General features: G+C 72.6%; 1 protein-coding gene. It reads left to right on the top strand.

Annotation, left to right across the window (positions count from 1 at the left end; translation table 11 throughout):
• Positions 1-69: 69 nt before the first annotated feature.
• Positions 70-8,792 (top strand): amino acid adenylation domain-containing protein (locus AB0I77_RS52865; RefSeq protein WP_363290220.1); only part of this gene is annotated, 8,723 nt, incomplete at its 3' end.

The following is an 8,792-nucleotide window of genomic DNA, read 5'->3' as shown; positions in this document are numbered from 1 at the left end:
CGGCTGGATGCGGGTGGGTCGGTGGGGGTCGGGGAGGTCGTCAAGCGGGTGAAGGAGCAGGTGCGCTCCGTGCCTGGGGACGGTCTCGGTTACGGGATGCTCCGGTATCTGAATGCGGATACGGCGGCGGAGCTGGCGGCGTTGCCGACTGCGCAGGTCGGCTTCAACTACCTGGGCCGCTTCAGTAGTCCTGCGGGCGACGACTGGCAGCTGCTCGACGACGACCTCGGCGCCGGGGCCGGCGGCGACTTCCCGGTGTTGCACGCCCTGGAGTTCATGGGCGCAGTTCATGACCTGGCCGAGGCCCGCCCGGAACTCACCCTGAGCCTCTCCTGGCCGGAGCGGCTGCTGGACGCGGGCGCCGCGCAGGCGCTGGTTGATGGCTGGGCAGAGATGCTGGCCGGGCTTGCGGCTCATGTGGCCGCGGGTGGTGGTGGTTTTACGCCGTCGGATTTTCCGTTGGTGGCGTTGGGGCAGTCGCAGGTGGAGGAGTTGGAGGCGGCGGTTTCTGGGTTGGTGGAGGTGTTGCCGGTTTCGCCGTTGCAGGAGGGTCTGCTGTTTCATGCGCTGTTCGACGAGGGTTCGGCGGATGTGTATGTGGAGCAGTTGGTCCTGGACTTGGAGGGGCAGCTCGAGGCGGAGGTGTTGCGGGCGTCGTGGCAGGCGGTGCTTGATCGGCACGGGAGTCTGCGGGCTGGTTTCCGGCAGGTGGCCGGGGTCGAGCAGCCGTTGCAGGTGATCGTCGAGGGTGTGCGGCTGCCCTGGCGCGAGGAGGACCTGACGGACGAGCCGGGACAGGCGGCCTGGGCGCGGTCGGAGCGGATCGCGGTCGAGGAGCGCGCACAGCGATTCGAGCTGGGGACGCCGCCCTTGCTGAAGGGGCTGTTGATCAGACTGGACCAGAACCGCTACCGGTTGGTGATCACCATGCACCACCTGGTGCTGGACGGCTGGTCGCTGCCGATCCTGCTGCGGGAGGTGTGGACCGCGTACGCGGCCGGCGGCAGCGGCGCGGGACTGCCCGCGGTTACCCCGTACCGGGAGTATCTGGGCTGGCTGGCGCGGCAGGACAAGGACGCCGCGCGAGTGGCCTGGAGCCGAACGCTGTCCGGGGCTGAGGAGCCAACCCTCGTCGCCCCGGCCGACCCGGCCCGATCGCCCGGCGAAACCGCGTACGTCGGCGCCGAGCTGGCCCCGCCGCTCGTTCAGGAACTGAAGCGTCTCGCCCGCGAGGCGGACGTGACCCTGAACACCGTTCTGCAGGCTGTCTGGGCGCTGCTCGTCGGTGGCTTGACGGGCCGCAGGGACGTGGTCTTCGGCGCCACCGTCGCGGGGCGGCCGGCGGAGCTGCCGGGCATGGAGGACATGCTGGGACTGTTCATCAACACGGTCCCGGTTCGAGTGCGGTACGAGGCCACACGGACGGTCGCGGAGCTGCTCGCCGCCGTGCAGGCGGAGCAGTCCGCGCTGCTGGACCACCAGCATCTGGGCCTTACGGAGATCCAGCGGCTGGCGGGTCCCGGCGCGAGCTTCGACACGCTGCTGGCATTCGAGAACTTCCCCGGCGACCCGGAGGTGCCGGCCGCCCTCGACTCCGTCCGGCTGACAGGTGCGGGGATGCGGGAGTCAACGAACTTCGCGCTGGCGCTTGGGGTGGACGCGTCCGAACTGAAGCTTCGGCTCGACTATCGCCACGACCTGTTCGAGGAGCGGGAGGCCGAGCGGATCGTACGCCGGTTGGTGCGGGTGTTGGAGCAGGTGGCGGCGGATCCGCGGGTGCGGGTGAGTGAGATCGAGCTGCTGGCTGCGGATGAGTGGGCGCGGGTGGTGGGGGAGTGGAATGCCACGGCGCGGCCGGTCGGGTCGGAGACGGTGGTGGAGCGTATCGGGGCGCGGGCGGTTGGGGCTCCGGGTGTGGTCGCGGTGCGGTGTGGTTCCGAGGTTGTGTCGTATGGGGAGTTGGAGGTCTGGTCGAATCGGCTGGCCTGGTATTTGCGTCGTCGGGGTGTGCGTGGGGAGTCGCGGGTGGGTCTGCGGTTGCCGCGGGGTGTGGACATGGTGGTGTCGATGCTGGCGGTGTGGAAGGCCGGGGGTGCGTATGTGCCGTTGGATCCGGAGTATCCGGCGGACCGCCTGGAGTTCATGACGGTCGACAGCGGCGCGTCGGTGGTGATCGATTCGGAGTGGCTGGCCGAGGCGCGGGCGGCGATTGCTTCGGAGTCTGATGCCTCGCTCGAAGTGGAGATAGATCCCGATCAGTTGGCGTATGTGATCTACACCTCGGGGTCCACTGGGCGGCCGAAGGGTGTGGCTGTCGCGCATCGGGGTGTGGCCAATCTGGTTGAGGCGATGGGTCCGGTGCTGGGTGCGGGGCCGGGTGAGGTGACGTTGCAGTTCGCGTCGTTCAGCTTTGACGCTTCGGTGCTGGATGTGACCGTGACGTTGGCGTCGGGTGGCACTTTGGCGATTGCCGCGAGTGAGGAGCGTACTGACGCGCAGGCTCTGTCGAGGATGATCCGGGACAGTGGCGTGACGGTGGCCAGTGTGGTGCCGTCGCTGCTGTCCGTGCTCGATCCGAAGACGGTCCCGGGGGTACGGAACTGGGTGCTGGGTGCCGAGCGCCTGACCGCCGACCTGGCCGCCAAGTGGCGTGCCCAGGCGGGGCTGTGGAACACCTACGGGCCCACCGAAGCAACCGTCATGACCACGGCTGTGGCGCTTGAGGAGGGCATCAGCCCGGACGATCAGCCGCCGGCGATCGGCGGTCCGTTGCCCAACACCCGGGTCTACGTCCTGGATGACTTCCTGCGCCCGGTGCCGATCGGCGCCATCGGCGAGGTGTATCTGGCCGGTCCGGGTCTGGCCCGCGGCTACCTGGGCCGTCGGGAGCTGACCGCGGAACGGTTCGTGGCCTGCCCGTACGCCGAGGGTGCACGCATGTACCGCACCGGTGACCTGGCGAAGTGGAGTGGCGACGGGCTGCTGCACTTCCAGGGCCGCGCGGATGAGCAGGTGAAGATCCGCGGCTTCCGCATCGAACTCGGCGAGATCGAAACGGTCCTCGCCGCCCACCCCGATGTCGCCCAGGCCACCGTCATCGCCCGCGACGACCGCATAGCCGCCTACACCGTGTCCCAGGCGCAGCTGGACCCCGCCGCCCTACGCGAGTTCACCGCCACCCGCCTCCCCGACTACATGGTCCCGGCCACCATCACGATCCTGGACACCCTGCCCCTCACCCCCAACGGCAAGATCGACAAAGCAGCCCTCCCCACCCCCGAAACCGCCACCGGCCACGGACGGGCACCATCCACCCCCGTCGAGGAAATCCTCTGCACCCTCTTCGCCGACGTCCTCGGCATCGGCGAGGTCCGTATCGATGACGACTTCTTCCAGCTGGGCGGCGACTCGATCATGTCGATGCAGCTGGCGTCGCAAGCGCGGCGGGCCGGCTGGGTGGTGTCGCCACGGCAGGTGTTCGAGGAGCGCACTCCGGCCCGTCTGGCGCGGGTCGTGGAGCCGGACCGTTCGGCGGAGTCGGCAGCCGGGGCCGGGCCGGACGCGTCCGGCGTGGGCGAGATCGCCTTCACCCCGGTGATGTGGTCGCTCGGTGAGTCCGTGGCCGGCGCCGGGTCCGCGCAGTGGATGGTCGTCGGCGCGCCCCCGATGCTGGGACTGGAGACGCTGAGCGCCGGCGTGGCCGCGCTACTGGACGCGCACGACATGCTCCGCGCCCGGCTGCTTGCCGCCGAGTCGAAGCTGGTGGTGCCGGAGCCGGGCTCGATCGCCGTACCGACGCTCGTGTCCCGCGTCGATGCCACCGGTGTCGAGGACCCGGAGCTGAGCGAGCTGGTCCGGTCGCAGGCGCGGGCGGCCGTCGAACGGCTGGATCCGGGCGCCGGGGTGATGGCGCAGGTGGTGTGGCTGGACGCCGGGCCGGAGCGGGTGGGCCGCCTGCTGGTCGTCGTACATCACCTCGCGGTGGACGGGGTGTCGTGGCGGATTCTGCTGCCGGATCTGCGCGCCGCCTGTGAAGCGGTGGCTGCCGGCAAGGAGCCCCGACTCCAAGCTGTGGGTACGTCGTTCCGCCGTTGGTCGCAGCTGCTGTCCGCCGAGGCCGTCGGCGAGCACCGGGTGGCGGAACTTCCGGCCTGGCAGGAGCTGCTGACCGTTGACGAGCCGCTGTTGGGCCGGCGGCCGCTGGATCCCGTACGGGACACGGTGGCGGGCCTGCGTCGCGAGGAGTGGGTCGTGCCCGCCGCCGCGGCCCGGACGCTTGTCTCCCGTACCGCCGCGGTCTTCCACTGCGGTGTGCACGAGGTGCTGCTCGCGGCGCTGGCCGGCGCGGTGGCGCGGTGGCGGCCGGAGTACGCCACCGGCGTGCTCGTCGACATCGAGGGCCACGGCCGGGAGGCACTGGCCGACGGGGTGGACCTCTCGCGCACGGTGGGCTGGTTCACCAGCGTGTACCCGGTCCGGGTGGCGTCCGGAGGCGTGGACCTTGCCGAGGCGAGGGCGGGCGGTCCGGCGGCGGGCGCTCTGCTGAAGGCGGTCAAGGAGCAGACCCGGGCCAAGGCCGGCGATGGCCTCGGCTACCAACTCCTGCGCTACCTCAACCCCGAGGCGGCGCCGGCACTCGCCGCGCTGCCCGTACCGCAGATCGGCTTCAACTACCTGGGCCGCTTCCCCGTCGGCCTCAACTCCGGCGAAGCGGCCGCCTGGGAGCCCGCCGGTGAGTCCGGCCCGGGCGGTGCCGCCGACCCGCAGGCTCCGGCCGCCCACGCGCTGGACGTGGGCGCGGTCGTCCGGGACACCGCGCACGGGCCAGAGCTGACGCTCTCTCTGGCCTGGGCAGGCGGCCTGCTCGACGACGTCGAGGCCACCGAGCTCGGCCGCCAGTGGCTGGCGCTGCTCACCGGACTCGCCGAACACACCACCAGCGACCCGGCGGCCGGCGGCCACACCCCCACCGACTTCCCCCTTCTCCCACTGCCCCTGAACCAGCGCGGCGTCGAGGAGCTGGAGCTGGCGGTCCCGGACCTGGCCGACGTATGGCCGCTGTCCCCGCTGCAGGAAGGGCTGCTCTTCCACGCCGCCTTTGACGACCACGGGCCCGACGTCTACGCGGGACAGCGGGCCCTGCTGCTCGACGGCCCGCTGGACGCGGCACGGCTGCGCGGGGCATGGCAGGGGGTGCTGGACCGGCACCCCATCCTGCGGGCGAGTTTTCACCAGGGTTCCTCCGACGAAGCAGCGGTGCAGGTCATCGCCGACGCCGTCACCCTGCCGTGGCGCGCGGCCGATGTGTCCGGCCTGCCGGAGGCGCAGGCGCGCGCGGAGATCGGCCGGCTGTGCGCGGCGGAGATGGCGGAGCGGTTCGACCTGACCAGGGCGCCGCTGTTGCGCGTACTGCTGATCCGGCTCGGCGAGCGGCGGCACCGCATGGTGGTGACCACTCACCACGTCGTGGTCGACGGCTGGTCGCTGCCGGTCCTCTTCGACGAGCTGTGCGCGTTGTACGAGGCGGCGGCGGGCGAGCGGCGGGCGGCGCTGCCGCCGGCGACGTCCTACCGGGAGTATCTGGCCTGGCTGGGCCGACAGGACCGGCCGGCCGCGCGGGCCGCCTGGCGAGCGGAGCTGGCCGGCGCCGACGAGCCCTCCCGCGTCGCGCCCGCCCGGTCGACCGCGGCGGCACGCCCGATCCCGCTGGAGTTCGAGTGCTCCGCCGAACTGACCCGTGACCTCACCGAACTCGCCCGCACTCGCGGCCTGACGATGAACACGATCGTGCAGGGCGCCTGGGCGATGCTGCTCGCCCGGCTCATCGGGCGCGAGGACGTGGTGTTCGGCAGCACGGTGGCCGGCCGGCCCGCCGACGTGCCGGGCGCGGACGCCTCGGTCGGGCTGTTCATCAACACTCTCCCGGTACGGGCCCGCCTGGACCCCGCGCAGCCGGCCCTGGACCTGCTCGCGGACCTGCAACGGCGCCAGGTCGCTCTGATGGGGCACCATCACCTGGGCCTGGCAGAGATCCAGAAACTCGCCGGGTCCGGTGCGGAATTCGACACGCTGGTGGTCTACGAGAACTACCCGCGCTCCGCCGCCGACGCCAGCCCGGCGGGCGGTCTCTCGCTGCGGCCGGACGGCAAGTCGCAGGACGCGAGCCACTACTCCCTCGCCCTCATCATGGCGCCCGGCGACCGGCTGTCGGGAGAGGTGGTCTACCGGCCGGACCTCTTCCCCCGCGACTGGGCGGCGGAGAACCTGGCCTGCCTGCTGCAGGTGCTGGAGCGGCTGGCCGCCGACGCCACCGTGCCGGTGGGCCGGATCGGCGTCCTCGGCGCGGCCGGGCGGGCGAGGGTGCTGCGGGACTGGAACGACACCGACACCGCTGCGCCGGTGACCGCCGCCCCGCTGCCCGAGCTGTTCGCCCGCCAGGTGCGGCGGACCCCGGACGCGGCGGCGCTCAGCTCCGTACTGGGTGAGCCGGCACTGTCGCACGGGGACGAGCGGGCCCTGCCACACGGGGACGAGCGGGCCCTGCCGCACGGGGACGAGCGGGCTCTGTCACACCCGGACGAGCGGACCAAGACCTACCGCGAGCTGCAGGACGACGCCGGCCGGCTGGCCCGCAGGCTGATCGCCGCCGGCGTCGGACCGGAGGTCCGGGTCGCGCTGCTGGCGGAGCGAACGATGCCGACGGTGGTGGCGCTGCTGGCGGTGTCGATGGCGGGCGGCGCCTTCGTACCGGTGGACCCGGCGTATCCGCGGCAGCGGCTGGAATTCATGCTGCGGGACGCCGATCCGGCGCTGGTGCTGTGCTCCACCGCGGTGCGCGGCGTGCTGCCGGACGAGTTCGCGGACCGGGCCCTGGTTCTGGACGAGCCCGCCGTGGCCGCGGCGGTGGCGGCGGGTGCGCCCGGCGCGATCGAGGACGCGGAGCGCCGCGCGCCGCTGCGGCCGGAGCACGCGGCCTATGTCATCTACACCTCGGGCTCCACCGGCCGTCCCAAGGGCGTGGTGGTCTCGCACGCGGGGCTGGCCAACCTGGCGCAGGCGCAGATCGAGCGGTTCGCCGTACAACCGGACGCCCGGGTGCTGCAGTTCGCCTCGCTGAGCTTCGACGCCGCTGTCTCCGAGCTGTGCATGGCGCTGCTGTCCGGCGCGACGCTGGTGGTGGCCGGCGCGGCACAGCTGCCGCCGCAGCTTCCGGTGGCCGAGGCCCTGGCACGGACCCGGACCACGCACGTAACGCTGCCGCCCAGCCTGCTGGCGGTGGCGGAGTCGCTGCCGGACACGGTGCAGACCGTGACGGTGGCCGGCGAGGCCTGCCCGCCGGCGGTGGCTGACCGCTGGTCCTCCGGGCGGCGACTGGTGAACGCCTACGGTCCGACGGAGACGACGGTCTGCGCGGCCATGAGCCGGCCGCTGACGCCGGGCGCCGGCACCGTGCCGATCGGACGCCCGATGACGAACACCCGGGCCTTCGTGCTCGACGGCTTCCTGCAGCCGGTGCCCGCCGGCGTCACGGGCGAGCTGTACTTGGCCGGCCCGGGCCTGGCCCGCGGCTACGTCGGGCGGCCGGGGCTGACGGCGGAGCGATTCGTGGCCTGCCCGTACGTCGCAGGCGGGCGGATGTACCGCTCGGGCGACCGGGCGCAATGGACCTCCGACGGCCAACTGCTCTTCCAGGGGCGGGCGGACACGCAGCTGAAGATCCGCGGCTTCCGCATCGAGCCGGGCGAGGTGGAGTCGGCCCTCGCCGCGCATCCGGGGGTGGCCCAGGCGCTGGTGGCGGCGGATGGCGAGCGGCTGGTCGGGTACGTCGTCCGTACCGCGGGCGCGGAACTGGACGGCGCCGCCGTCAGCGAGTCCGCGGCCGCCCGGCTGCCTGAGTACATGGTCCCGGCCGTGGTGGTGGTGTTGGACGAGTTGCCGCTGACGCCCAACGGCAAGGTCGACAAGGCGGCGTTGCCCGCGCCCGATGTCGTACGCCAGGCGAGCCGGGCGCCGTCGTCGCCGGTGGAGGAGGCGTTGTGCGGCCTGTTCGCCGAGGTGCTGGGCGCGGGCGAGGTCGGGGTGGATGACGACTTCTTCCAGCTCGGTGGCGATTCGATCATGTCGATGCAGTTGGCGTCGCGGGTGCGGCGGGCGGGTTGGGCGGTGTCGCCGCGGCAGGTCTTCGAGGAGCGGACCCCGGCCGGTCTGGCGCGAGTCGTCGCCGCGGCGGATGGCGGGGCGACGGCGGTGGACGTGTCCGGGGTGGGTGAGGTCGCCTTCACGCCGGTGATGTGGTCGCTCGGGGAGTCGGTCACGCGACCGGGCTTCGCGCAGTGGATGGTCATGGGTGCGCCCCCGAAGCTGGGTCTGGAGGCGTTGACCGCCGGCGTGGCCGCCGTGCTGGACGCACACGACATGCTCCGGGCACGGCTGGTGACCGGCGAGCCCCGCTTGGTGGTGCCGGAGCCGGGTTCGACCGACGCCGCGGAGCTCGTATCGCGGGTGGCCGCGGCCGGCGCGGCGGATGCTGAGCTGAGCGAGCTGGTCCGGTCGCAGGCGCGGGCGGCCGTCGAACGGCTGGATCCGGGCGCCGGGGTGATGGCGCAGGTGGTGTGGCTGGACGCCGGGCCGGATGCCGTGGGCCGGCTGGTGATCGTCGCGCATCACCTCGCGGTGGACGGGGTGTCGTGGCGGATTCTGCTGCCGGATCTGCGGGCTGCCTGCGAGGCGGCGGCGGCCGGCCGGGAGCCGGTCCTGGACCCGGTGGGTACGTCGTTCCGCCGCTGGTCGCA

Source organism: Streptomyces sp. NPDC050619, from assembly GCF_040654815.1.
GTDB lineage: Bacteria > Actinomycetota > Actinomycetes > Streptomycetales > Streptomycetaceae > Streptomyces.
Note: the sequence above shows the minus strand (reverse complement) of the source record. Positions and strands in the feature narration are given on the sequence as shown.